Below are 23613 nucleotides of genomic sequence, written 5' to 3' on the forward strand. Positions count from 1 at the left end.
CGCCAAGTGCGATCCGCGCCTTGGTTCTTTGTCTGGCTGACCCGTCTCATGGTAGTTGAACAGGAAGCCCGAGCGTTCAGGCGTCGGGAAGAGGGTAATCGGCTTGCCCCAAGGCACTTGATGGCCAGGTTTGCCCAGTTGACCGCGATGAAGCGCTGCGAGATCGGTAAAGTTCGTGTTGGTGATGGCGGCCTTGCGGCTGCGCATCTGCCCATTGCCCGGATGCTGCGCGAAATAATGGGTGCGCGCCGCAAAGCTCTCGTTCACCAGGTTTACGCCTTCACTGGCGGCGATGTTTCGAACCTCGGCGGCAATTGCTTCCAGCTTTTCCTCGGTCTCGGCGAAGACCGTGACCGTCATGTGATGATCGCCGAAGCTGAGGCGCTTCGACTCCAGATCGTCCAGCGCGTCGACCAGTTCTTCTGCGAGGGAAATCGCGCCGTCATCGCTGGCCTTCATCAGACGCTGTTGCCGCTTGATCCGACTGGCCATGATGTTGCTGTTGATCGGCGTGAAGGAATGGGTGACGACCATGTCGACGGGCAGGTTCAGCTCATCGAACATGGTGCAGTTGGTTTTGGCCGGGTAAGTCTTGATCGCAAAGCTGGTGCCAAATCGCTTGCCCGCCGTCCCATCGTCCAGCGTAAAGCCTCGCCCCTGAAACGTAACGCGGGTGTTGGCCACATCCTCGGCAATAGTGCCAAAGCGCGATTTAGCGAAAAGCGGTCGTTCCTGGCCAATATTGAGCGCCCCGAGGAATCCGAGTAGCTCGCCGCTTTTGGCCCCAAGAAGGCGCGGGTTCATCTCGGCAAAGGACGATTGCAAAAACCCGACGACTTCCTCGAGCTTGCGCAGCTGTTTGGCCGTCTGGTCTTTCAGCTGCGCGATTGAGACCGAGCGCTTCAGTCGCAGCCGCGCGCCGAGGGAAGGACGTTTCAGCACCGTGAGCGTGAGCGTCTTGTCCCGCAGGCCCGACCGCGTCATGGCCGTTTTCCAACGGGTATCCAGCGCTTGTGCAAACCCTTTCTCGGGCACCGGTGGCAAAGCGGTCTCAATCGCCTTGGAGACCTTGTGGACGTAGAAACTGTAGTCCGGCCCGATCTGCGCGATGATCGCCGCGAAGAGCGCGCGGATCTTCTCCAAATGCGCGTCATCGCTGGTCATGCTGTTGACGCCATCAAGGCGGATGCACTGGAAAAGGGCATTGCCGCGCGTGCGGATCGTCACGTCATTCACGAGGCTGACATAGGGCAGCATGCTGGCCATCGGGCGCTCTTTGCGCGCCCAGTCCGGCAGCATGGCAAGATCATCCGAGGGGTCATGGAGCATAGCTGTCCCCTGAATGGATTTTGCGGTTCGGCGTAGGGGGCGTTTCCTGCAGTGCGGTGACCATCACCTCAAGAAAGGCCGGATCCCAGTCAGCCGCTTTCCACAGCGCAGGATAGGCCACAGCTGCGATGATGATCACCGGCCAGCTCTGAACCCAGAGAAACAGCAACACAAACCCGAACAGCCAAACCATGGCATACATGATCGGCAAGCCGATGAGCTTTGGCGGCCGGTTCAGGCCGAGGAAGAGGCGGGTTTGCGTTGCCATGCCGAATTTACGCGCCCCAGATGGCGGTCACGATGGTCGGCGCAGCCGCGATGCCTGCAATGGCAACAAGCACCCAAAGGGCTTGGCGGAAATCCAGAATGCCAAAGAGCCAGGAGAGGAACACGCCGATCAGGGCCAGGGTGCCGATCACAATGCCCAAGGGGCCGGTGATCGTATCGACAATGCCTTGCAGAAGGTTCTGCACCGGGGAGAGGTCAATGCTCTGCGCAAAGGCGGGGTTGGCAATCATCAAACTGGCCAGAGCCAGCGACAGGATCGTGCGGAATTGTATGTGCATCAGGAGGCTCCAGTCAGTCGATCACGCACGGCCATGACGCGGCGCACGTGATTTTGGGTTTCTTGGTAGGGAGGGATGCCGCCATAGCGCGCGACCGCGTTTGGTCCGGCGTTATAGGCGGCGAGCGCGAGTTCGGGCGTGCCAAACTGCGCCAACATCATCAGGAGGTAACGAGCAGAGCCATCGAGGTTGGCCTGCCAGTCATGTGGATCCACACCAAGCTGCGTGGCTGTCGCAGGCATCAACTGTCCGAGGCCGATCGCACCTGCGGTGCTGCGCGCATTCGGGCGATAAGCGCTTTCGATTTCGATGTTGGCTTGGAAGAGGGCCTGCCATTCCCTCACCGACAGACCGGCGCGACGCAGGGCGGCGTGCCCGCCATAGCGATGCGCGGTGCTTTCAATGGCTGACAGGATTTCGGGGCGGTGAACTGCTCGGGTGGGTGCAAGAGGCGGATCTTCAGGCTCAGGGGAGGCAAACACGATCAGCTCTGGTGGGTTTGCGCCGATCCCGTCGACATAGCTCTGCGCGAAACCTGATTGCGGTGCTTTGGTCTCCAGCTGGCCATCGGCCCGCATGGAAAGCACGAAGCCGTCGGAATAGGCGGGGACAGCAATGCATGCTGCCAGGACGGCAAGTGGTTTAGCCTTAGTCGTATAGGTTGTGAGACGCGATCTTGCCTTCGAGCATCGGGATCGAGACAATCGAAACGCCAAGGCCAGCAAGGAAGCTGGACAAGCCGTTGATTGTCTTGAACTCTCGGGCAGCCATGTTGTTGCGCGCGGTAACGAGCAGGCGACGCGTCTCACCATCTGGCGAGACGCAATGCACGGTCCAAATCCCGGACCACTGAGCACCTGTACGTTTGGGCGTATCCCGGCACACAACATCCGCCGAATGACCCTCGGCAAGCAGCGTGCGCAGCCCGTCTTCACTGACAACATTTGGGGCATCTTGCATCAAATTCATAGGATCGAGCCTTGCAGAATTCTGCATTGGCCCGGCAGTCCCTCATGGACTACCGAACCGATACAATATTATAATAATGCAATCAATAGGTGCGTTTTGAGTTATTACACCTTTCATGCGTTGAAACGAATTTACTGCAACGGAGTGGCTGAGCCAAGATAATATGGTGCTTTTGAAACAAACATGGGCGATTATGATCGTTCTGAGCTGGAGTTCTGCGGCGATCGCGGGCAGTTGTCTGCCGCCTGCTCCGCCCTGGATGCCGACCAATGCCGATGACGTATGGGCCTATGCGGACCTGTTGAGGCGTGATGCGGAGACGTATTTTACCGAAGTTGAGCGGTACTTCCGTTGCCAGGACCTGGAGCGTCGTGAGATCTTCGAGCAAGCGCGCGTCGCCAGCGAAGACTACGCGCGCGTTTTGGAGCTTCTGGACGACGTGAGGAAATGACACCTGTCCTCACGTAGAGAAAGATGCCTTTCAACAAAGCGGCGGCGAAGGTCGCCAACGCGCTGACGAAGTGAAATTGCGCTGCGACTGAACCAACGTCGACTTTCCAACTAGCGGGCTTTTAAAGCATCCAACATCGGACAGTCGCTTTGTCCCTTTGCGCAGTTCGCGACCAGCTCGACCAGAGCCTTCTCAAGTTTCCGAAGCTCCGCCAGTTTCGCCTGAACGTCCGAGAGATGCTTGCTTCCAAGTCGCTCGACCGTCTCACATGCATCGGACGGTGCATCGGCGAGATTGCGAAGCGCAACTGCGTCTTGGATGGAGAACCCAAGATCACGGCATCGTTTGATGAAGCGAAGCTCTGAAATCTCAGTGTCCGAATAAGCTCGTCGCCCAGAAGCAGTGCGGACTGCCTTTGATATTATCCCCTCACGCTCATAGTAGCGGATCGTCTCTATTGAAACGCCACTAAGGCGGGATGCCTCACCAATCGCAATCATGTGATCGAACTCCGCTTGCTTCTGTAGTGACTACAGGATGCATAAGATCAGCCATGATGTCGAATACTGAAACTCTTCAAGATGAAACCAATGGGCCAAACCGACTGCTGATCGGCGGCGCTGGTCTGTTGGCTTTGCTAAGCGCATCCTGCTGCGTATTGCCGATTGGCCTTTCAATCATAGGGCTGGGTGGCACGTGGCTGGTTTTGCTTGGGCCATTTGTCGAGTATCGCGCCGAGATATTGGTTGTCGTGGGACTTGTACTTGCTTGGGGATGGTTCCGCCTTTGGCGGCGTTGGGCATGCGCAAAACGCAGGCGCTCAACTGTCGTTATGCTTGGCTTCACGACGCTGGCTTTCGCTCTCGCTGCCAGTTCACCTCTCTGGGAAGAAGACGCGGCGAGGACGATGTTTGCCTTGTTTAGGCAGTATCGATGAGGGGCTGGTTGCTTCCACTGAGCCTGGGCGGTTCGGGATTGGCCGCAGTTTGCTGCCTGACCCCTTTTCTACCATGGCTGTTTTCGCTTCTTGGGATCAGCGGAGCACTCGGTTACGTCTATAGAGACGAATTGCTGCTGCCAATCCTTGCTGGATTTCTACTACTTACAGGATACGCGCTATGGCGACGCAAACGAGCGAAGTGAACTTTCAATCTACGATTACCTGCCCAGAATGCGGACACGCTGCCGAAGAGACGATGCCGACGGATGCATGTCAGTGGTTCTATGAATGTAAGTCCTGCCACACGGTTCTAAAACCGCTCGAAGGGGACTGCTGCGTGTACTGCTCCTACGGCACGGTCAAATGCCCTCCAATCCAAGAGGGAGGCTCGTGCTGCGGGTGATCAGTGCTCGTTTTCGCAATGCTCATGGTCAGAAAGTGACGCCAGAACGTAGCAGTCCTCGGACACACCAAGTCCATCACATCCCTTGGATATGCGGGTCAGCTCCTTTTCCAGCAACTTCAACCGTTTGATCTTCTCACGCACGTCTGAAAGCTGCGAAACGGCTATGTCTGTCGCGGTCTCGCACGATCTGTCCGGGTGGTCTTGCAGCTCGATCAGGGACAAGATCGCCTCAATCGAAAAGCCCAGATCGCGTGCATGGCGGATGAAACTGAGGCGTTCCAATCCGGCTTTGTCATAGCGTCTTTGGTTGCCGCTTGTGCGCTCGGCCTCCGCTAAAAGGCCCATTTCCTCGTAATAGCGGATGGTCGGCACCTTAACTTTTGTGCGTCTTGAAAGCTCGCCGATAGAAAACATGAAGAAACCTCTTGAACCTCTAGTCACTAGAGATTGTAAATAGGGTGGGACACAGACTCAAGAGGCTTCGATGACCGATCAATTCCTGTCCCCAACATCCCTTCTGGATTTCGAGGCTGGCCCTATTCAGCGCCTTGTTGCTGATCGTGGCTGGATGAACCTTTCAAACGCCGACCGTATCGGTGCCGCCTATGACTTTGTCCGCAACGAAATCCGGTTCGGTTACAACTCCGATGATGCGCTGCCTGCGTCCAGGGTGCTGTCTGATGGCTATGGGCAGTGCAACACGAAAGGCACATTGCTGATGGCGCTTCTGCGCGCCCTTGGTGTGCCGTGCCGCTTCCATGGTTTCACCATCGACAAACGATTGCAGCGCGGGGTGGTGCCGGAGTTGGTCTATCCGCTTGCCCCTGCCAACATCATCCACTCTTGGGTCGAAATCCATCATAGAGAGCAGTGGTTGAACCTGGAGGGCTTCATCCTGGATGCACCCATCCTGGCGGCGCTGCAAAATGCTTTTCCAGAACGTCAATCGCTCTGCGCCTATGGTGCTGGCACGGATTGTCTTCAGAACCCAAACGTCGAATGGCACGGGGTCAGTACCTATATTCAAAAAACCGGAATCAACAACGACTTCGGCACCTTCGATGACCCCGATGCCTTTTATGCAACCCACCGTCAGCTGACCGGCGTGAAGGGGCTTCTCTATCGTGTCATCATTCGCCATTGGATGAACCACCGCGTCAGGAGGATGCGCAAAGGCCACGTGCCGGATATTCCCGGCGGCGAAGCAGCCCTTGTTCCAGATCAATCAATCCCTGAAACGCAGGAGGCAACCTAATGCCTGGATGCTGTGGACACGATGCCAAATTCGAAGGCGTCTCGGACGACTATAAACGGCGGCTTTGGATCGTCATTGCCCTGAACGCAACGATGTTCGTGGTCGAGATGGCTGCGGGCCATCTGGCCAACTCGCAAGCCCTGCAAGCGGATGCCCTCGACTTCGCAGGCGACGCCCTGACCTACGGCATTTCGCTGGCGGTCATCGGGGCTTCAATCAGAGCGCGCACGAACGCCGCCTTGTTCAAGGGGGTCAGCCTTCTGTTGATGGGGTTGTGGGTCTTCGGCTCTACCGTCTACCGCGTCTTCTACGTTGGTGTCCCAACCGCCGAGATCATGGGTGCAGTGGGCTTTCTTGCCCTGCTCACCAATCTGGCGAGTGTTCTCTTGCTTGTCAGATACAAAGACGGCGACGCCAACGTTCGGTCAGTTTGGCTGTGCTCGCGCAACGACGCTATTGGAAATGTCGCGGTCATGTTTGCTGCGTTAGGCGTCTGGGGCACGGCAAGTGGCTGGCCGGACTTGATCGTCGCAACCGTCATGGCGGGACTGTTTCTGTCCTCGGCCTATCAGATCGTGCGCCAGGCTCTCGCGGAGCGCCGCCAGATGATCGAGCACGGGCATGTAGAAACATGATGCAGACAGCTATCATCTATCCCGGCTTCGGGGTTGCAGCAGCGACGCTCACAGCAATCCTATGGTCGATTGTTTTTCCCAAGCGCCGCATATGGCCGCCGAAACAGTATACCGCCCTTACGCCAGTGTTCGTCTGGGTGCCGACTTTCACGCTGTTCGGCATCCTCATCGTCTTGGGGATACTGGGTTGGGGCAACGCCGCCATTCAAGGTTGGCTGCGCTTCGGGGTCGGACTTCCACTAATAGTGATCGGCAATGTCATTGTCTGGCTGGAGGTCTCGCACTTCGGAGTGCCCCAGACGGGTGGTGCCAAGGGCACGCTGCGCACCGAAGGCATGTATCGGTATTCTCGAAATCCGCAATATGTGGCCGATATTGCTATCGTCGGCGGGTGGATGATCTTGTCAGCTGCGCCCTGGGTGTTCGCGGTTGGCGCTCCGGTAATTGCGATATTGGTGGTCACCCCATTTGCTGAAGAGCGTTGGCTAAAGGATCAGTACGGCACTGCGTTTGAGGATTATGCTAAACGGGTCAGACGGTTTTTCTGAAAGTTGAATGAGCGACAAAACCGACCTTCGCTATTTTACGTCAACCTGCCGTCCAAAATTGCTCAATCTTATGGTGACAGTCTCGGGCAAAATACCCGTTGGCTGTGCAAGCTCCAATCACTGCGTCTTGGCTGGATCGCATCAGTGATGCGGATCTTCACCGGAAGCCATCTGTATGTGGTGCGCCTGATGGTGCGCACCGATTGTCATAACACCGAAGAACCCGAGGCCAAGGACGCGGGCAAGCTCCTGTTCGGTCTGGACCTCGATGCGCATGGTCGCTCCGTCCGTGGACGGTTCAGCAGTCACCGTCCATCCAGTTGCCAATTCCAACATCGGTGAATGTGCCGTCGCCATGCGCGCGACGGCATCGGCCACAATCCCCTCGCCGGTAACGCGAAACTCGACTTTCCTGCCTTCGGTCTGAGTGTTCACGGTCGCTTGGGTCGTGACCAACTCCATATCCACGAGGTGATCGCGCAGCGCCTGAATATTGACCTTGGTCCAGTCGGTACCGGGGTCGTCTGACAGGATTTGTACGATTTCCGAAATTGCGGCGAAGGCGGACTGCCCTGTTTCCAAAGGGCCGTCCGAGCCCTGATGGGCATGTTGGGCGGCGGCTGGAAGGGCTATGAGCGCCACGATGGCGCAAAGTGTCGTTCTGATCATGGTATGTCCGTTCTTGCATTTGGGGTTGGTGGTTTGCTACACCCCAGACGCAGATCCGAATATGATTGAAATCACATGTTACCCACCCCGTTCGGCGCATTGGATGAAAAATCTCTGTCTCAAATGCGTTATTCCATTGGAGACCACGTGTTCCGGCAGGGCGACACCACAAAGGGCATATTCTTTGTGGCGTCAGGTGGCATCTGCCTAACTCGCGTGACGGAATCTGGAAACTCCGTAACGATCTACAACGCTCAGACTGGCGACATGTTTGCCGAAGCATCCATTTATTCGGATCACTACCACTGCGACGCGATTTGTACTGCTCCATCCGAAGTTGTTCGGATTTCGAAGCAAGCCATCCAGAAGCAACTACGTGAAGACACGGCTTTTTCGGAAGGGATCACCAAGCGATTGGCGGTGCAGGTGCAGGATTACCGCCAGCTATTGACGCTGCGCGCTGTGAAATCAGCGAACGACCGCGTATTGCTGGCGGTGGAATTGGGCAAGCTGACCGGTTCGGTCACACAATTCGCCAACCAGATCGGGTTGACCAAAGAAGCCTGCTATCGGGCTCTCAGAGATCTGTCTGATCAGGGATTGCTGACAAAAACCGGGCGCGGGCGCTATGCCCCCACGCCACGTAGCGAAGACCGCCTTCCTTAGTTGTGCGGTGGGTTGCGACCGGCTTGGATTTCCCGAACGCGGTCCGGCCATGTTGATCTGATATATGCCAGAATGTCCCAGATATCGTCATCGGCAAACGCATCGCCAAACCCTGGCATGCCGCTGGCAAAGCCGGTGACACCGCGCGCAGCCAATGCTTCCTCTCCACCAAGCCGAGTGTATTCGAACAGAAGCTGGTTGTCGTGGTGCCATGTGTGCCCGGTCTCATCATGGGGTGGAGCTGGCAAAACGCCGTTTTCATCAGGCGTGCGCCAGTCGGGTTGCCCTTCAAGACTGGCCCCATGGCAGGACGCGCATTGTTCGCTGTAGAGGGTTTGACCATTGGTCAAATCTCGGTCATTCAATTCGTGATCGGCGATTGCACCGGTCGCGATACAGCATGCGGCAATGATCAAAACGCGTTTCATGCGACTTCCACCCATGTCTTCATACCCGCCGCCTGATGCCCCAGCATGTGACAATGCAACAGCCATTTTCCGGGATTGTCGAACACGCAGACGATGTCGCGGGTCTCACCCGCGTCCACAAGTGTTGTGTCCCGGAAAGCGCCCAGACCGTCGTCAGCCCCGACCTCAAAGAAATGATGCCCGTGCAGATGGATGCCATGCGGGAAACGGGTGTCGTTCACCAGACGAATACGCGCTGTCTGCCCACGTTCGAACAGATGAAACGGGGTATCCGTTAGACCGGACTGCCCGTTGAACGCCCAGATATCGCCACCCATCATACCTTGCATCATGCGACGGCTCATGGCCCCACCTTCCATGGTAAGCGTCAGGGAAGCCGCATTGTCTAAGTTGGGCTGCGTAACCTCGTTTGGTGGCAACGCAGAAATCTCCGATGGTTGCCGCTCCGTGTTCGCGTCCTCAACGGGGATTTCACCCAGCAAGTAGGGGCCGTCCTGCGTGGGAAACATGAAGGCGATTTGATCCGGGGAAGTGATATCCGCGATGATATCCGCGCGTTGGGCCGGGGCAAGAATGAGACTGGATAACTCCTGTGGACTGACAAGGGGCATTCCGTCATTTGCAACGATCTTGCCGTCGACACCTTCAATCTCAATCGGGAAAATCCTGTCGGTCGCGACATTGATCAGACGAAAGCGCACACGATCACCACGACGGACGGGCGTGCTCGGTTCGACAAGAGCACGGGCATAGTTGCCGAGCCGCCCCTGATGCGCCTGATCGTGCATATTTTCGAAACCATCGGCCAGCGTGCCCGCTTCGGTCATGCGCCAATCATCTATCAACACGATCAAATCGTGATCCACGTCCGGTGGCGTCAACTCTTCCACGATCAACGGGCCATAGAGTCCCTTTGCAACCTGTTCCCAAGATCGGTTGTGCGAATGGTACCAGAAGGTGCCTGCATCCGGCGCACGGAAACGGTAGGCGAACTCGGCATCCACTTCGACGACGTCTTGCGTCAGGCCCGGAACGCCATCCATTGCATTGTCGATACGCAGCCCATGCCAATGCACCGCCGATCCCTCGCCGATCTGGTTCCGGAACCGGATGTCAAAGATTTCTCCCTGACGGGTCCGCAGCACTGGTCCGGGCGTGCTGCCGTTGAATCCCAGCATAGGCGTTGCCGGTTCCCCAACGGGCAGGATTTGCGCGCTGACCGGCTGCGCAACCAGTTCCGTTGGGGTTGAAGCAAGTGTGATACGCGGAACCAATGCCGCCACGCTTGTCGTGATCAAGAATTCTCGTCTGTTCATGGAAGGCCTCAGTTCGGAAGGGTCTGAACGCTGGTGAGTGTTGCGGTTGCCGCAAGCACGACCAGGATGACCGCTGTTTCAATTTCGATGGAGCGCGCCAGATGCTGCGCGGCTTTGCTGTCTCCGGCCTGCATGGCGGGAACAAAGCGAAGTTTGTTTGCGGCTGCCAGAATCAGGATCGCGCCGACAAGCACCAGCTTGATTAGAAGGGTTTGCCCATACCCGGTTGACAAGAGTGCCCTCAGATCGCCCAGCAACAGCCAGGCCATCAACAGGCCTGCCAGGATCAGCACCGGGACAATCACTGCCGCCGCTTGCCCAAAGCGATGCCCCAGCAGGGCCGCGTCGTCCAAGTGTTCTGGCAGTCGTGACAGGTTCCGTAAGGGGCCAAGGATACCGATCCAGAACGCGATACCAAGAAGGTGCAATAGAAGGAGCAGACGAACGCCAGTTTGCTGCAAGTCAGGTACGTGCCCGATTTTTGCAAAGGACCATAAGGCAATGGTCCCGCCAGCAAGTGAAACCCACCTCCCAAAACGGGGAATGAACATTCCCGCGATTAGGATTGCCATACCCGCAATCCGATAAACCAAAACGTCGCCAACCGGTGTTTGCCACAACAGCCCGAGCATTTCGGGATCCGTCATGCCATCGGCATCACCCGTCAGGGCGGCTCCGCGCAGCATGAAGCCGAACATCGCTGCGAATATGGAAAGTCCCGCCAACACCACAGCCTTTGCCTTGATCCGGCGGCATAGTGGTAGCACCAGATTTGGAAAGGTCGCTAGAATGATCACAAGCCCGGTCGACCCAACGACGCCAAAATACAGCGTCAGTTTGGCGAATATCGCGGCTATTCCCCAGATATCCGGCATGGTCATTCCACCGTGAACGAGAATTCGCCCTGCATGGCGTGCCCGTCTGAACCTAATCCCCGCCATTCGATGCGGTAGGTGCCTTTCCCCATGCCTTCGAGGGGCAGCGTGAACACACGGTCAAAGCTCGTTTGATCCCTGAGATCAAGCCGTACAGACGGATGATCCTGATGAAGCATATCCACCCGTGTAAGACGGATATCATTGGCAAAGTTGAAGCTGATCTCGGGCGGGACTTCCGTGATTGTCGCGCCATTCTCAGGCGTTGTGTGATCTACGGGTGAATGCGCAAACGCACTGGTCGCCAGAACGGTCATCAAAGCAAATGTGGCAAGTTTTTTCATTGGGGTATCCTTTAGTTAATTCCGTTGGCGCGCTGGATTTCGCGGATGTAGGAGATGACCATAGCAACGTCGCCACGGGTCAAGCCTTCAACCGGCGGCATGTCACCAAACCGCCAGTGATGGCTTCTGACACCCACCGCAACCGCGCGCTGAAAGGACTCGTCGGCGTGATGGCTGGGCTCATAGATGACATGGATCAATGGTGGTCCCGCGCCCTCAACACCAACAGCGTTGGTGCCGTGACAGGCAGCGCAGGCATTCTCGAATATGCGTTGGCCTATCGCTGCGTTGCCGTCGATTTGCGGCATCTGGATCGCAACAATCGCGTTACCTTCAACAGGTGCCGCTTGCGCGACTTCCTCTGCGGGGCCGGGTCGAAGAACGAGGTATGCAGCGACGGCTGCCACGGCGCACGCGCCGATCACGATGTATTTTTTGTTCATGGATTGGTCCTAACCTTGTGAAACAGGGGCGGGCCGCAGTATTCCTGCGACCTTTCTAAAACGCTGATCACTCACGCAAGCAGCGGTGAAATCCTGATTCAAAGGTTGGGTGGTCTGTCCGGGTTGTCCGGCTCTTCCAGAGTTGAGAGGTGGCCAACCTGCCAACCCAATACGGCCTCGGATTGGTCAAAAACTGCGTCGGAAGTTAGCAGTATTAGCGCGAGAGAATTGCACAGGAATGGATTGCATTCGTCATGCTCTATCCCATCTGATCCAAGCAGTGTGCTGCTCGTCAATTCCCCCAAAGCGTGGCCAGTGTGGTTTTCGACCACAGGCATGACCTTGTGCTCGTCACAATGCCCACCAACGCAACCCATGGATAAAGCATGCGCAGCGCTGCTCAGCCCCGTCATAAAGACCAGAAGAACAACAAGCAGTATTGAGGTTATGTTTCGAAGGCACTTCACACAGCGAAGCTATCTCAGTTTCCGATCCATTACAACGCGAGCCCTCTGTCAGGTGGTATGAACTCCAACCGCCATAAGAAAAAAGCCACTCACCCGATTGCAGACCTCCAGGCAACACGCCGCATTTGATAAAATGAGCTTTTTCCGGCCGTTAGCTGCGGTTTGCGCCAATGTCCGTTTCAGCGGGATGATCTGAGCAGTTTGATGTTTCAGGATGACCATCATCGTAAAGCGCTGCCTGAGTTTCACCATTGTCCCAATGATACAGCAAGCCGATTTCTTCGCCTGTCTTGATGCATGTAATGCGGCCGATGGCTTCGGCCGTTGTGCGAGCACTCTCAAATTCGGGCAAAACTAGCCCCTCTCGTTAAACAATTCCTTTGGATCGACGCCGAGAGCAACCGCGATCCGCTCCAGAACATCGATTGATGCCGAGTTTTTGGCGAGTTCGATCTCGCTGATATAGCTGCGATCGACTTCCGCAGCTAAGGCTAATTGTTCTTGGCTCAATCCTCTGGAATTTCTTAGATTCCGTACATTTAGCCCTACTCGTTCCCGCAATTTCATGGCCTGTATTCGGCCAGATCACAAGAACTGCTCTACGGAATATATTCCACAAAACGCGCGCGAGCATCACAAAAGATGTTCTCGTATATGGTGTGAAGGGGGCTGTTGGAGCTACATTTACAATAATACAGTAATGTAGCAAAGGGTATATATTGATATGTGGTGCAGATCTATCAGGAATTGGTTCTTTGGGCTCGCAATGTCTCTGCTTTCCAGTGTGGCTCCGCAGGCGGCAAAAGCCTATCAGGTTGACTGCGCCATTCTGCTTTGCCTGGCTGGCGGGTGGCCTACGTCAGCAGAATGCGCTCATGCCCGTGCTGTGTTCATCCGTCGGATTACGCCCTGGCCGATCGAGCCACCTTTGCAAATCTGGCGTTGTCCTATGGGGGTTTCTGAGCGTGCGCCATTGCAAAGCGAGGCCCCGAAAATATGGGAGGCCAGTAACCAAACAGGTCAGACGCTCGGCCAAGTCATTCTGGCACAGGTGGTGGAAAGTGGCGCAGACATCGACATCAGTGGCCTAGAATTCGATTTCGTGCGCTCGATCCGCGTCTGGGATGTTCGGCACTACAGCCATCGCGAACGTGGTCGCGACGATGATTGCTCCGAGAATTACAATATGCTCCTCGGCACCTACGGCACGCAGGGCGATTTCGGTTGGCAACGAACGACGCCAGCGGCCGCCCCGCAGTGGGTGCTTCCATCGCGGCGCTGTTCGTCATCAAATTGGCGTCGCGGAGTCGGCGTTGAATGGGAGGATCACGAAGGCAGCCACGGATATGAGTGGGTGGCCTATTAGGGCTATTCCCCGATATCCTTCATGCGTTCCGAGATATCGACCGCAATGCGCTCATACAAGGCTGCTTGCTTGTCTCTGGGAGAGCCGGGCTTCGGACTTCTTCGGCGGATGCGCTTCGCGAGCCAGAAGAGCAGCCGCGCGGCGGGGTCTTCCAGTTTTTCCGGCACAGGGGCCGGATAATTTTCTTCGAGTAGGGCAACGACCTCAGCATTCATACTGCGGTGGTTGGCCTCAGCCGCGAGGCGTATCCTATCGCGCAGGCCGTCCGGCAGCCGCACGATAAATTTATCCTGATTCTGAGAGCTTTGTTCTGCCATGATGGCACTGTGCCATAAAAAGCGATTGACGCAATAGTGGCTAAGTGCCACTAACGGGACATTGTTTCAACCTGGAGGCGTTTCATGAACAGTCGTAAACCAATGCAACTTCGGCTTCCGCAAGAGCTCAAGGAGTGGATCAAGGCGGAGTCCGATCGCAATGGCAACTCCCAGAATTCTGAGGTGATCCGCGCAATTCGCGCGGCAAAGGACAGGCGCTCCACTCCCGCTTCAATCGGAAATATCAATATAGATCAGGGTGATAATGCGCGTTGTTAACGAGGTGAGAGAGGTGTCGATAAGATGACGAAAGTAAGTGCACAGACGAAAGCGAAACAAGCGGCCTCGGCTTTTATCCGCGAGGCGCGGGAGGCAGGTTGGCAACGCGCGAAGTTCGAGATCAAGCCAGATGGCAGTGTCATCGTCGATGCCAACATGGTCGCGCCAGAGGCAGCTGACGACTTTCTCAACAGTGACCTGAGAATGGGCGAATGACCCGCAAGAGCCTTCCAAAATACGTCTACAATGACAGAGGATACCTTCGGTTCATCCGGCGTTCGCGCGGCATCTCTGTCATGATGCATGAGGAAGCGGGCACTCCGGAATTTTGGGATCATTACAATCGCCTGCTTAAAGGAAAGCCAGCGCCTGCGCCGGTGAAGCGTAACTTTGAGGCCTTAATCCTGAGCTATTACGAGAGCGACGCCTACAAAAAGCTGAAGCCCCGGACGAGATCCGACTATCGGCGGTATATCAGCCACATTCGTGAGATCTGGGCCGAGAAAGACCCGGCCAGGATCGAGACCCATCATATCTACGAATTGCACCGCGCCAATGCGGATCACTGGCGGCAAGCCAATTATCTCGTCCAGGTCATGGTCGTCTTGATGAACCACGCACGATTGATTGGCTTTATTAAGAAGGAGCACGGCAATCCGGCGAAAGGCATTCCGCTCTTCAAGCAGCAGAGCGATGGCTGGGAGCCTTGGCCGGACGATGTCCGCGCAGAGTTCGAAGCGCTGGCTTCTGAGCGTGCGAGACTGGTCTACGAGCTTTGCGTTGGCACAGGCCAGCGAATTGGCGACGTCGTAAAGATGAAGTGGGCACACTTTTCCGACGAAGGATTCGATTTCACTCAGGGTAAAACCGACAAGCCGCTGTGGATCCCGCTCACTGATCGTCTCAAGGCTCACCTGGACGGGCTCGAGCGAACGGACGGCACGGTCGTGACTGACGCTAAGGGCAGGTCGGTCAGCTATCGCATCATCGCCGAGGAAATGCGCTCCATCAAAAAGAAGATGAAGCACGAGAAGGCGAGCTACTACAAAACGCACGGGCTCAGGAAAAATGCGACGATTGAGCTGTATCTGGCTGGGTGTGATGACGAGATGGTCAAAGCCGTCACCGGCCATTCAGGCGTTGAGATGCTCAAAAAGTACGGTGGGCCGATCCGGCAAAGAGAGCTCGCGAAGCGCGCTCAAGAGGCAAGAAATCAAATGGAACGAAGCAAGACCGAAACGTGAAAGTTTCAACGGTTGTTTCAAAAATGGCAGTGAAGGAGAGAAAGGATGACGCAAGTCATTGATTTTATTGGAGGCGAGTACCGGAATCGAACCGGTGTACACGGATTTGCAATCCGCTGCGTCACCACTCCGCCAACTCGCCTTTTCAATAACTTAGCTGTGGCGGGTGGTGTCCTGCCACACAGTCTGGCTGACGTTCTATTTTTCTTCCCGGGGAGGTGCAACCCCAAAATTCGCTCTTTTTTGCTGCGCTGAGCGTGCGCGGATCTTTTGTCGCTCTGACCTGGTGTAATGTGCACCATTTCCAAGCTTTGGCTTGTGACGCTTGCGATGTCGTCGTCAGTACAGCCTGCGAGCAGAAACTCTGTGGCTGCCGTATAACGAAGGGAATGGTTGTCAAACCGATGCTTTTTCTCGCCTTGTGCATCGTATCCGCCGCGCCTCGATAAGCCCACTTTTCGGGAGCCTTTGTCTTGGACATGTCCTTCTGGAGGATGAAAAGGCCCTTGTCGCTCCTTCGCGTGTGTTCCCAGGCGGCACTATGAACGGGCAGCGCCTCCAGGAGCTCCCCTGTCGCCGGTATCAACAGGCGTTTCTTCGTCTTGTTTTGCTTCACAGAAATTGTATCGCCTGCAATGTGGGAGCATTGCATGTCCAAGCGGTCGACAATTCGCTGTCCTGTCCCAAGCATCAGCTCAAACAGCATGCGTTCGTTGATGAGGTCGCGAAACTCCATGAGGTGATGGCATGAGCAACGTTGTGAGGCTTCCATGGCCCCCGCTAGAGTTGTCGCCAAACGCTCGCTGTGACCGTCGCAGCATTTCCGGGGTGCGTCGTCGTTATCGCGAAGCGTGCGGCTGGGAAGCCAAGGCCGTCAATCTGGGACTGGGTGCGCACGTGGTTGTCAGGTTCTGTCCTCCCGATCGAAAGCGCCGCGACGTCGACCACCTGCTGGCAAGTATCAAGAGTGGCCTAGACGGCGTCGCGGATGCTATCGGCCAAGATAACAGCGAATGGCAGTCATACACGCTTACAGAAAACACAATCCAAAGCCGCAACTCCGCTTGTTTACCCCTTCTCGGGCATTTTCAATGCCCTGCCAGGCAATGGTCAGACGTTCCAGCCAACCAGCGATCTCTTCATTCTCATCGTTCATCACAGGGCGGTACCTGTAGCAGGTCTCGCTGATCTCGAACGTCCGGCACGCTAAAGCGATGCTTACACCGTGCAAGGCGACAGCATTCATGGCCATCTCTAGTCTCCGTCCCTCTCGGGACATTGCCGGGCAGTGGACGGCCATAACGCGCACGTCCATTGTCCTCGGACCAATGGCGGAAAATGGCCTGCTTCCGAGAGCTTCCTTCAGTAGATCGTCTCGGACATGCTCATCTCAGCATGCATGTGCTTCAGGCGACGGTTCTCGTCCGCCATATCGTTCATCTCAGACAACAAAGACGCATTCTTGCCGCCACATTTGGCACGCCATTTATAGAAATTGGCGCTGGTTCGGCCGGAAATTGATGCACCGGATCAATTTCTCCCCCGCCTTACGCCAGTGTTCACGACAAAGATCAGAGACCGGCACACCGCCCTCCGCCTGCTTCAACACCGCCATGATCTGCGCGTCGCTATATCGTCTGTTCGTCATTCAACAAAGCTCCTCAGATATTTTGCTGAGAAAATTTTACTCTTGAACACCACCAATTTTAGGGCGGATTACCCAGGATCTGCACTGGCGTCCAGCAGAGCATTGGCGATCAATCGCGCGGCACCAGGCAGCGCGCCCAGAACGGGTAGGGTGCGACCGGGGAAATTGGCCTTGGCCAGGGATGCTGGAATGTCGTCGCGCACATGGTCTCCTGCTTGGGCAAAAAACGGCAGGCACAGGCATTGGGAGGGCAAAAGGGCGGCCGCGGCGGCAATGCTGGGGGATTGTTCCACAAATCCGCAATTGATGCGTGGACCAGGGAGGGCGGTGGCCAGGGCCTTGGCAAATTGGAACGCTGCCGCAGCTGCATGGCGTCCGCGGGCGGATCCATGGGCTGCAAGCAATATGTCGACTTCGTCCAGGGGCCAGTCGCTGGCGGCGGCTTCGGCGCGCAGCGCGTCCGCGGCCAAAGATGCAAGGGCTGGGTCCAGGCCAAAGGGGTCAGCTATCCGTGCCTGAATGTTTCCCAGTCGTTTGGGCAGGACCTTGGTTGTGAACCAGCCTTTGGACATGAAAAACGGGTAGATCAGCGCGCCATCCTCGGCGACCTCTTCCAACCGGCCAGGCATTGACAGGGTCGCAGAGCGGACGTCCCACCCGGGCATGAATCCAGCAACCTCTTGGGCGAGCGCGGCCAAAGCGGCCTCGGGTGCTTCGGGCGCTGAGGGTTGGCCATGGGCGGTGATAACTGCGACGGGCACGTTGGTTTTCCTTGCTCTTTGGCGGCGGCGGGGGCTTTGGAAACGCCTATGTGGCCATGGCGTGATGCAAGCGCAAGCACTGCTGAATGAGGCCCGGTGACAGATTTGAGACAAAAACACCTTGAGCAGAAAAAACAAGCAAATTAGTCGGTTGACCTTCTTCAAAGCTTCACATACATCACTGCCACATCCGAGCGGGTATGGTGAAATGGTATCATAAGAGCCTTCCAAGCTTAAGGTGAGGGTTCGATTCCCTCTACCCGCTCCAAAAAATCTCCATGCACATCGAAACTGCCTTATTTGCGAACGCTATTCTGGCTCCTGGGTCATAGTTCGCTCTGCTACCGCCTTGCGCGGCACTTGGTCGCTTGACCTTAGGGAGCGAGATGGCCATGAAACCCAAGTCTTTTACGGACCATTGCGGTTCGACCGGGATCAGACAGGGAAGAGGGAGCCATCATGGCACGACGACAGGCCGCCCCAGGTGCAAAAGAAGAGCGCGAAGGCTCAAAGAAGGTCGGCGTTTTGCGCGCATTATGGCCGTTCATGAAACCTTACCGCTTGCTCATCCTCGGGGCTTTGGCTGCGTTGATCCTGACTGCGGGTGTTTCGCTGACCTTGCCGCTTGCGGTGCGCCGGGTTGTTGACAGCTTCCGGTTTTCTGAAAGCGCATTGCTGAACCAGTATTTCCTGGCCGCCATTGGCATCGCCGGATTACTGGCCGTGGGCACGGGACTGCGGTACGCGCTGGTCACCCGATTGGGTGAACGGGTCGTCGCGGATATCCGCAAGGCCGTGTTTGACCGCGTCATCGCCATGAGCCCTGCGTTTTTTGAAAACATCCTGACTGGCGAAGTTCTGAGCCGGATCACCACCGATACAACCCTGATCCAATCCGTGCTCGGCTCATCCGCCTCAATTGCGCTGCGCAACCTGCTGATTTTCCTCGGTGGTTTGGTGCTGATGCTACTGACCTCCGCCAAATTGACATTGTTGGTTCTGCTGATTGTGCCTGCGGTGGTCGTGCCGATCATGACCTTGGGGCGTCGTTTGCGGGTGATCAGTCGCGAGAACCAGGACTGGATCGCGGCCTCATCCGGCAACGCAGGCGAAGCGCTGGGGGCGGTGCAGACCGTCCAGGCCTTTACCCATGAAGCGATCAGTCGAACGCAGTTTGCCGAGCTGACCGAAACCGCATTTGACAGCTCGCAACGGCGTATCCGCACTCGGGCGTTTTTGACCGTGATCGTGATTTTCTTGGTGTTCTCGGGCGTGGTCGGCGTGTTGTGGATCGGCGCCAATGATGTGCGCGCGGGCAATATGACCGAAGGCGCGCTGGTGCAATTTGTCATCTATGCCGTGCTTGTCGCCGGATCGGTTGCGGCCCTGTCCGAGATCTGGAGCGAGATCCAGCGCGCAGCCGGTGCGACCGAACGCCTGGTCGAACTGCTTGAGGCTGAAGACAGGGTGGTTGACCCCGAGACACCGCGCCCGCTGCCTGCGCCGGTGCAGGGGCGTATTGAATTTGACGCGGTGAATTTCCGTTACCCCGCGCGCCCGGACACCGTTGCCCTGGATGACATCACATTGACGGTTGAACCGGGGGAAACCGTCGCCTTTGTCGGCCCGTCTGGCGCGGGTAAAACCACAATCATTCAACTGCTCCAGCGCTATTATGACCCCACTACCGGGCAGGTGCGTCTGGATGGTGTTGCCCTTGATCATATGCGCCGCGATGAATTCCGCCAGTCCATCGCGATGGTTCCGCAAAGCCCGATTATCTTTGCCACATCGGCGCGCGAAAACATCCGCTTTGGCCGCCCGGACGCCACCGATGCTGAGATCGAGGCCGCCGCTCAGGCCGCCGCCGCACATGATTTCATCACCGCTTTGCCGGAAGGGTACGACAGTTTCTTGGGCGAACGCGGTGTGATGCTGTCGGGTGGGCAAAAGCAACGTATCGCCATCGCGCGCGCCATCCTGCGTGACTCGCCGGTTTTGTTGCTGGATGAGGCAACCTCGGCGCTGGATGCCGAAAGCGAACGTCTGGTGCAGGCCGCCGTGGATGAGCTGAGCCAGGGGCGTACGACTTTGGTTGTGGCCCACCGTTTAGCAACTGTGAAAAAGGCCGACCGGATTGTTGTCATGGACGCAGGTCAGATCGTGGCCATGGGCACCCATGACCAGCTGGTCGCCGAAGGTGGGCTTTATGCACGGTTGGCGCGTTTGCAGTTCACCGACGGCATGGCGGCAGAGTAACGCTCGACCCCTAAGTCACACGCCCATGCGACGATGACGCCGCGTTCCCAAAATTTTGGAACGCGGCTGCGCCTTGCTGGTGCCGCAAAACTTTCGCAACTATACTCTAAGAGACCCGGCGACGTGCAGGCGAGATTTTGCACCGGTTGGCCGGTTAACGAGGGAGGAGAGTACGAGATGGGATTTTCCACCGCTGAAGAGTGTGCCCAGTTCGAAAGCAAAATGACCTATGAAGAGCGGGGGATGCCTGCGACTTTGTATGCGTTGCTGGCGCAAACCGCGGGGAAATTTCCCAACCACAATGCGATCAGCTATCAATTGTTTTCCGGGGCAAAAGATCCGGCGGAAACTGTCAATTGGGGCGATTTGCTCACTCGGGTGACCCAGGCTGCGAACCTTTTTCGCTCCCTTGGCATCGGCGAAAACGACACGATCGCCTATGTGCTGCCCAACTGTAACGAGGCGCTTTATACCTTCCTTGGCGGTGCGGTTGCGGGCATTGTGAACCCGATCAATCCGCTGTTGGAGCCTGAACAAATCGCCTCAATCCTGCGGGAAACAGGCGCCAAGGTAGTGGTGACGCTGAAGCCATTCCCCAAGACCGATGTGGCGCAAAAAGTGGCCGAGGCGGTGCGCCACGCGCCCAATGTGAACACGGTGTTAGAGGTGGATCTGAACCGCTATCTGACGCCGCCCAAATCGTGGATCGTTCCGTTCCTGCGGCCCAAGATGGCGAACAAAGAACATCTGGCCCACGCGGACTACCGGTGTTTTAAAACGGAGATGGGCAAACAGCCGACGCAGCTTGCCTTTGCGGACAGCGCGGGCGACCGGGTGGCCTGTTACTTCCACACTGGCGGGACAACCGGCATGCCAAAAGTGGCGCAGCACAAATATTCTGGCCTGATCTATAACGGTTGGATCGGATCAACCCTGTTGTTCAGCGAAGACGACAACATCATGTGCCCCCTGCCAATGTTCCATGTGTTTGCCTGCCATGTGATCGTCATGGCAGCGGTCGCTTCGGGCGCGCATGTGGTGTTTCCAACACCACAAGGGTATCGCGGCGACGGGGTTTTCGACAACTTCTGGAAGCTGATCGAACGCTGGCGGATCTCCTTTATCATCACCGTGCCCACGGCGGTCTCGGCCTTGATGCAGCGGCCGGTGGATGCGGATATCTCTTCTGTCAAAACGGCCTTTTCCGGGTCCGCTCCCATGCCGATGGAGCTGTTCAACCGCTTTCAGTCCACCTCGGGCGTCAACATCGTCGAAGGCTACGGTCTGACAGAAGCCACCTGCCTTGTGGCCTGTAACCCGGTTGAAGGGGCGAAACAGATCGGGTCAGTTGGTATCCCGTTTCCCTACACCGATATCAAAATCATCCAGCCTTCGCCGGGCGGCATGGTTGAGGCACAGACCGGCGAAGTGGGTGAGATCTGCGTCTCCAGCCCCGGCGTCTCTCCCGGCAACACCTATACCGAGACGGCCAAGAACGCCGATCTTTACCACCAGGACATCTTTCTGCGCACCGGTGATCTGGGGCGCATGGATGAAAGCGGCTACCTGTGGATTACCGGGCGGGCCAAGGATTTGATCATTCGCGGCGGCCACAACATCGACCCGGCCGAAATCGAAGAGGCGGTTTTGGGCCATGAAGCGGTCGCTTTTGCCGGCGCCATCGGCCAGCCGGATGCCCATTCCGGTGAACTGCCCTGCGTCTATGTGGAATTGGTGGATGGCGGGCAGGTGAGCGAGGCTGAGTTGCTCGACTATTGCAAAATTCATGTCCACGAACGTGCGGCCATTCCAAAACATCTGACCATTTTGGATGCCCTTCCCAAAACCGCCGTGGGCAAAGTCTTCAAACCGGACCTGCGCAAACTGGCGATCACCCGTGTGTATAATGCAGCCCTGGAAAAGGCGGGGCAGGCGGCGCGTGTTGAACATGTGGTGGACGACAAACACCGGGGCCTTGTGGCGCAGGTTTCCTTGCAGGGCAGCGACCCGGAGGCCGTCGGCCATATGTTGGGCAGCTTCACCCGGCCGTGGGAGCCGCTCAGAGCCAATTGAGCGCCTGCTCTTTTCACGGCGCGTGCTCTGCCCTAACCTGAGGGGCGTTCATATGGAGTGTGTGCGGTGAACTATGAAAAACTCATCGACGAAGAGACCTGGGCCTTTATCCGGCGCACGGATGAGCTGCTGTCAGCAGACGGTGCGCCGCGGCCATTGGCGGAGCAGCGAAAACACTACGATGAATGGAGCGCAGCATTTCGCGCCCGGCGCCCGGCGGGTGTCGTCAGCGAGGATCTCGACGCAGATGGAGTGCCGGTGCGTCTTTATTCGGTGGGAAATCCCACCTGCACGGTGGTGTACTGCCATGGGGGCGGTTTCATCTTTGGTGGGTTAGACAGCCATGACGACGTCTGCGCCGAGGTTTGCGCCCAGACCGGCTACCGCGTGGTGGCAGTGGACTACCGCCTGGCCCCCGAACATCCGCACCCAGTCGCGTTTGACGACAGCTGGCGCGCGCTGCAATGGGTCAAGGCGACCTATCACACTGATCTGGTTTTGATGGGCGACAGCGCCGGTGCCACGCTGTGTGCTGCGATGGCGCACAAGGCACGCGGCACCGACGTCAGTATTCTGGGGCAGGTGCTTGTCTATCCGTTGCTAGGCCAGGACACCGATACCGCATCCTACCGCGATCACATGTCGGCCCCTTTGCTGACGCGCGATGACATCATCGGCATGCTGGACCTGCGCGGCCCGGCGCAGGACACGGCGCACGATGTGACCTATGCACCGTTGAACGATATCAATTTCAAGGACCTGCCGCCAACCGTGGCCTTTTCGGCAGATTGCGATCCGCTGCGTGATGATGCCCACCTGTATGTCGAAAAACTGCAACAGGCGGCTGGGCAGGCCAAATGGATCAACGAAGTGGGGTTGGTGCATTCATACCTCAGAGCGCGTCACAGCGTCAGGCGCGCCAGTGAGAGTTTTGAACGTATCACCCTCGCGGTTGAGGCCTTGGGGCAAGGGGTCTGGTCCTGGGACTGACCCGATGCGTCACGTTGGTTGATCGGTGTCGATCCAGATCGTGACCGGCCCGTCATTGACCAGCGAGACTTTCATATCCGCGCCGAGTTTTCCTGTTGCGACCAATATCCTTTGACCCCTGAGGTGGGTAACGAACTCAAGATAGAGCGCTTCAGCTAACTGGTGCTGCGCGGCGGTCGAGAACCCAGGGCGATTTCCGTTGCGCGTATTCGCGGCAAGGGTAAACTGGCTAACGCCAAAGATTTAACCAATTATCCACCTGACCTGAGCCCCAAGTCTCCTCCGGTTTTGCGCGGAGTCCTTGAGGTTAAATCTTTGGCGTTAGGCCGCCAGCTTGTCCATTGCCTTTCTTTGCAAAAATTCCATCGG

Annotated in this window: 32 protein-coding genes, 2 tRNA genes and 3 pseudogenes; 16 read left to right on the top strand and 21 right to left on the bottom strand. The window is 56.9% G+C overall.

The window, feature by feature from the left end:
* Positions 1-3: 3 nt before the first annotated feature.
* The 5 genes and pseudogenes from KMP13_RS02580 to KMP13_RS02600 form a co-directional block, all read right to left on the bottom strand.
* Positions 4-1329, bottom strand: a pseudogene (locus tag KMP13_RS02580) (type IV secretion system protein B4); the annotation flags it as partial.
* The gene (locus tag KMP13_RS02585) at positions 1319-1597 is read right to left on the bottom strand and encodes a type IV secretion system protein VirB3 (protein ID WP_215264009.1); all 279 of its coding nucleotides are present in this window, start codon (positions 1595-1597) and stop codon (positions 1319-1321) included. The gene KMP13_RS02585 and the pseudogene KMP13_RS02580, both read right to left, overlap by 11 nt.
* Before the next feature lie 7 nt (positions 1598-1604).
* Positions 1605-1895 carry a TrbC/VirB2 family protein gene (locus KMP13_RS02590; RefSeq protein ID WP_025060020.1) on the bottom strand — a complete coding sequence of 97 codons (291 nt, stop codon included), beginning with the start codon at positions 1893-1895 and terminating at the stop codon, positions 1605-1607.
* Entirely contained in the window at positions 1895-2473 is a 579-nt protein-coding gene (locus KMP13_RS02595) for a lytic transglycosylase domain-containing protein (RefSeq protein WP_215264010.1), read from the bottom strand. The genes KMP13_RS02590 and KMP13_RS02595 overlap by 1 nt, the downstream gene beginning before the upstream one ends.
* Positions 2474-2543: 70 nt before the next feature.
* On the bottom strand, positions 2544-2864 hold the full coding sequence (locus tag KMP13_RS02600) for a hypothetical protein (protein WP_215264011.1): 321 nt from the start codon (positions 2862-2864) through the stop codon (positions 2544-2546).
* A gap of 166 nt (positions 2865-3030) precedes the next feature.
* Between KMP13_RS02600 and KMP13_RS02605 the strand changes: the two genes are divergently transcribed.
* Positions 3031-3315, top strand: coding sequence for a hypothetical protein (locus KMP13_RS02605; protein WP_215264012.1), 285 nt, complete (start codon positions 3031-3033; stop codon positions 3313-3315).
* A 110-nt stretch (positions 3316-3425) separates the two neighbouring features.
* Here KMP13_RS02605 and KMP13_RS02610 read toward each other — a convergent pair whose 3' ends face one another.
* Positions 3426-3815 carry a MerR family transcriptional regulator gene (locus KMP13_RS02610; protein ID WP_058289271.1) on the bottom strand — a complete coding sequence of 130 codons (390 nt, stop codon included), beginning with the start codon at positions 3813-3815 and terminating at the stop codon, positions 3426-3428.
* A 56-nt stretch (positions 3816-3871) separates the two neighbouring features.
* Here KMP13_RS02610 and KMP13_RS02615 point away from each other — a divergent pair, with 56 nt between their 5' ends.
* The 3 genes from KMP13_RS02615 to KMP13_RS20365 are packed head-to-tail and all read left to right on the top strand — an operon-like array spanning position 3872 to position 4658.
* Positions 3872-4252, top strand: coding sequence for a hypothetical protein (locus KMP13_RS02615; protein ID WP_215264013.1), 381 nt, complete (start codon positions 3872-3874; stop codon positions 4250-4252).
* The gene (gene merF / locus KMP13_RS02620) at positions 4249-4458 is read left to right on the top strand and encodes a mercury resistance system transport protein MerF (RefSeq protein ID WP_215264014.1); all 210 of its coding nucleotides are present in this window, start codon (positions 4249-4251) and stop codon (positions 4456-4458) included. Before KMP13_RS02615 ends, merF begins: the two co-directional genes overlap by 4 nt.
* Positions 4434-4658, top strand: a complete 225-nt coding sequence (locus KMP13_RS20365) for a GDCCVxC domain-containing (seleno)protein (RefSeq protein WP_251363650.1) — start codon at positions 4434-4436, stop codon at positions 4656-4658. Before merF ends, KMP13_RS20365 begins: the two co-directional genes overlap by 25 nt.
* Here KMP13_RS20365 and KMP13_RS02625 read toward each other — a convergent pair whose 3' ends face one another.
* Entirely contained in the window at positions 4659-5075 is a 417-nt protein-coding gene (locus KMP13_RS02625; protein ID WP_215264015.1) for a MerR family transcriptional regulator, read from the bottom strand.
* A 70-nt stretch (positions 5076-5145) separates the two neighbouring features.
* On the opposite strand from KMP13_RS02625, the gene KMP13_RS02630 reads away from it, so the two are divergent.
* The 3 genes from KMP13_RS02630 to KMP13_RS02640 are packed head-to-tail and all read left to right on the top strand — an operon-like array spanning position 5146 to position 7099.
* Entirely contained in the window at positions 5146-5916 is a 771-nt protein-coding gene (locus KMP13_RS02630; protein ID WP_215264016.1) for a transglutaminase-like domain-containing protein, read from the top strand.
* The gene (locus tag KMP13_RS02635) at positions 5916-6551 is read left to right on the top strand and encodes a cation transporter (protein WP_058289269.1); all 636 of its coding nucleotides are present in this window, start codon (positions 5916-5918) and stop codon (positions 6549-6551) included. The genes KMP13_RS02630 and KMP13_RS02635 overlap by 1 nt, the downstream gene beginning before the upstream one ends.
* Positions 6548-7099, top strand: a complete 552-nt coding sequence (locus KMP13_RS02640) for a methyltransferase family protein (RefSeq protein WP_215264017.1) — start codon at positions 6548-6550, stop codon at positions 7097-7099. The genes KMP13_RS02635 and KMP13_RS02640 overlap by 4 nt, the downstream gene beginning before the upstream one ends.
* 141 nt (positions 7100-7240) lie before the next feature.
* Here KMP13_RS02640 and KMP13_RS02645 read toward each other — a convergent pair whose 3' ends face one another.
* Complete coding sequence (locus KMP13_RS02645; protein ID WP_058289268.1) at positions 7241-7768, bottom strand: hypothetical protein; 528 nt, start codon at positions 7766-7768, stop codon at positions 7241-7243.
* Positions 7769-7843: 75 nt separating this feature from the next.
* On the opposite strand from KMP13_RS02645, the gene KMP13_RS02650 reads away from it, so the two are divergent.
* A complete protein-coding gene (locus KMP13_RS02650; protein ID WP_215264018.1) occupies positions 7844-8434 on the top strand; it encodes a Crp/Fnr family transcriptional regulator in 591 nt (196 codons plus the stop codon).
* Here KMP13_RS02650 and KMP13_RS02655 read toward each other — a convergent pair.
* The 7 genes from KMP13_RS02655 to KMP13_RS02685 all read right to left on the bottom strand — a co-directional run bounded on the left by KMP13_RS02655 (position 8431) and on the right by KMP13_RS02685 (position 12874).
* On the bottom strand, positions 8431-8862 hold the full coding sequence (locus KMP13_RS02655; RefSeq protein WP_035262750.1) for a c-type cytochrome: 432 nt from the start codon (positions 8860-8862) through the stop codon (positions 8431-8433). The two genes, KMP13_RS02650 and KMP13_RS02655, sit on opposite strands and share 4 nt — an antisense overlap.
* Complete coding sequence (locus KMP13_RS02660) at positions 8859-10160, bottom strand: multicopper oxidase family protein (RefSeq protein WP_251363651.1); 1302 nt, start codon at positions 10158-10160, stop codon at positions 8859-8861. Before KMP13_RS02660 ends, KMP13_RS02655 begins: the two co-directional genes overlap by 4 nt.
* A gap of 26 nt (positions 10161-10186) precedes the next feature.
* Positions 10187-11053: a copper resistance D family protein gene (locus tag KMP13_RS02665; RefSeq protein ID WP_215264020.1), complete on the bottom strand. Its 867-nt coding sequence runs from the start codon at positions 11051-11053 to the stop codon at positions 10187-10189.
* A gap of 2 nt (positions 11054-11055) precedes the next feature.
* On the bottom strand, positions 11056-11397 hold the full coding sequence (locus KMP13_RS02670; protein ID WP_215264021.1) for a copper resistance CopC family protein: 342 nt from the start codon (positions 11395-11397) through the stop codon (positions 11056-11058).
* 11 nt (positions 11398-11408) lie between these two features.
* Positions 11409-11840, bottom strand: coding sequence for a c-type cytochrome (locus KMP13_RS02675; RefSeq protein ID WP_215264022.1), 432 nt, complete (start codon positions 11838-11840; stop codon positions 11409-11411).
* 618 nt (positions 11841-12458) lie between these two features.
* Positions 12459-12659 (bottom strand): hypothetical protein, encoded by a 201-nt coding sequence (locus KMP13_RS02680; RefSeq protein WP_164644540.1) that lies wholly within the window; start codon positions 12657-12659, stop codon positions 12459-12461.
* Positions 12660-12661: 2 nt separating this feature from the next.
* A complete protein-coding gene (locus KMP13_RS02685; RefSeq protein WP_215264023.1) occupies positions 12662-12874 on the bottom strand; it encodes a helix-turn-helix domain-containing protein in 213 nt (70 codons plus the stop codon).
* Between the two features lie 382 nt (positions 12875-13256).
* Here KMP13_RS02685 and KMP13_RS20370 point away from each other — a divergent pair, with 382 nt between their 5' ends.
* Positions 13257-13673, top strand: coding sequence for a hypothetical protein (locus tag KMP13_RS20370; protein WP_251363653.1), 417 nt, complete (start codon positions 13257-13259; stop codon positions 13671-13673).
* 2 nt (positions 13674-13675) lie between these two features.
* On the opposite strand, the gene KMP13_RS02695 is transcribed toward KMP13_RS20370, so the two are convergent.
* Positions 13676-13990 carry an Arc family DNA-binding protein gene (locus KMP13_RS02695; protein ID WP_058289260.1) on the bottom strand — a complete coding sequence of 105 codons (315 nt, stop codon included), beginning with the start codon at positions 13988-13990 and terminating at the stop codon, positions 13676-13678.
* Positions 13991-14074: 84 nt separating this feature from the next.
* On the opposite strand from KMP13_RS02695, the gene KMP13_RS02700 reads away from it, so the two are divergent.
* Genes KMP13_RS02700 through KMP13_RS02710 form a run of 3 tightly spaced genes read left to right on the top strand, consistent with a single transcriptional unit; the run spans position 14075 to position 15513 of the window.
* Positions 14075-14269 carry an Arc family DNA-binding protein gene (locus KMP13_RS02700; protein WP_170695082.1) on the top strand — a complete coding sequence of 65 codons (195 nt, stop codon included), beginning with the start codon at positions 14075-14077 and terminating at the stop codon, positions 14267-14269.
* 24 nt (positions 14270-14293) lie between these two features.
* Positions 14294-14485 (top strand): hypothetical protein, encoded by a 192-nt coding sequence (locus KMP13_RS02705; protein ID WP_058291186.1) that lies wholly within the window; start codon positions 14294-14296, stop codon positions 14483-14485.
* Positions 14482-15513: a site-specific integrase gene (locus KMP13_RS02710; RefSeq protein WP_215264025.1), complete on the top strand. Its 1032-nt coding sequence runs from the start codon at positions 14482-14484 to the stop codon at positions 15511-15513. The genes KMP13_RS02705 and KMP13_RS02710 overlap by 4 nt, the downstream gene beginning before the upstream one ends.
* A 68-nt stretch (positions 15514-15581) precedes the next feature.
* Here the strand turns inward: KMP13_RS02710 and KMP13_RS02715 are convergent.
* From KMP13_RS02715 to KMP13_RS02730, 4 genes and pseudogenes are all read right to left on the bottom strand, one after another.
* Positions 15582-15655: transfer RNA gene (locus tag KMP13_RS02715), tRNA-Cys, on the bottom strand.
* A 3-nt stretch (positions 15656-15658) separates the two neighbouring features.
* On the bottom strand, positions 15659-16249 hold the full coding sequence (locus KMP13_RS02720; protein WP_215264026.1) for a tyrosine-type recombinase/integrase: 591 nt from the start codon (positions 16247-16249) through the stop codon (positions 15659-15661).
* A 297-nt stretch (positions 16250-16546) separates the two neighbouring features.
* A pseudogene (locus tag KMP13_RS02725) lies at positions 16547-17161 on the bottom strand (transposase); the annotation flags it as partial.
* Positions 17162-17229: 68 nt separating this feature from the next.
* A complete protein-coding gene (locus KMP13_RS02730; RefSeq protein WP_353055672.1) occupies positions 17230-17922 on the bottom strand; it encodes a sirohydrochlorin chelatase in 693 nt (230 codons plus the stop codon).
* 194 nt (positions 17923-18116) lie between these two features.
* Between KMP13_RS02730 and KMP13_RS02735 the strand changes: the two genes are divergently transcribed.
* From KMP13_RS02735 to KMP13_RS02750, 4 genes are all read left to right on the top strand, one after another.
* Positions 18117-18190, top strand: a tRNA-Gly gene (locus KMP13_RS02735).
* Between the two features lie 191 nt (positions 18191-18381).
* Entirely contained in the window at positions 18382-20181 is a 1800-nt protein-coding gene (locus tag KMP13_RS02740) for an ABC transporter transmembrane domain-containing protein (protein WP_215264027.1), read from the top strand.
* A gap of 177 nt (positions 20182-20358) precedes the next feature.
* Entirely contained in the window at positions 20359-22254 is a 1896-nt protein-coding gene (locus tag KMP13_RS02745; protein WP_215264028.1) for an acyl-CoA synthetase, read from the top strand.
* Positions 22255-22320: 66 nt separating this feature from the next.
* The gene (locus tag KMP13_RS02750) at positions 22321-23244 is read left to right on the top strand and encodes an alpha/beta hydrolase (protein WP_215264029.1); all 924 of its coding nucleotides are present in this window, start codon (positions 22321-22323) and stop codon (positions 23242-23244) included.
* Positions 23245-23253: 9 nt separating this feature from the next.
* Here the strand turns inward: KMP13_RS02750 and KMP13_RS02755 are convergent.
* A pseudogene (locus KMP13_RS02755) lies at positions 23254-23478 on the bottom strand (D-aminoacyl-tRNA deacylase); the annotation flags it as partial.
* Positions 23479-23613 lie beyond the last annotated feature (135 nt).

The sequence above is a fragment of the Epibacterium ulvae genome (assembly GCF_018678075.1).
Taxonomy (GTDB): Bacteria; Pseudomonadota; Alphaproteobacteria; order Rhodobacterales; family Rhodobacteraceae; genus Epibacterium; species Epibacterium ulvae_A.